Origin of the sequence: Aeromonas sp. Prich7-2, assembly GCF_017939255.1 — a bacterium.
GTDB lineage: Bacteria > Pseudomonadota > Gammaproteobacteria > Enterobacterales > Aeromonadaceae > Aeromonas > Aeromonas caviae.
The window spans coordinates 1-293 of record NZ_JAGKRI010000138.1; the positions used below are offsets into that span (position 1 = coordinate 1).

Genomic DNA, 293 nt, shown 5'->3' on the forward strand with positions numbered 1-293 from the left:
CTGAAAAGCGATAAACCGGCGCGAAAAGTGGTCAAAAGTGCGCGTTGGTTGCTGCTACGTAATCGGGCGAAGTTGAGTGAAAAACAGGATGTGAAGTTGCAGGAGCTGTTGGCGGCGAATCAACCGCTGGCGATGGTGTACGTGCTAAAAGAGGGGTTGAAGGGCATCTGGTATGCGCCGAGCGTGTGGGAAGGATGGCGACGATGGCGGAGCTGGATGCGGCAGGTGAAGGAAAGCGGGCTAGCGCCGCTGCAACGATTTGGTCGAAATTTATCGAAATATATGCGGGGGAT

1 protein-coding gene is annotated in these 293 nt (G+C 54.6%); it reads left to right on the forward strand.

Translation table 11 applies throughout. The features are described 5' to 3' along the window. Positions 1-293 (forward strand): transposase (locus tag J9892_RS17885; RefSeq protein ID WP_210538648.1); only part of this gene is annotated, 293 nt, incomplete at both ends.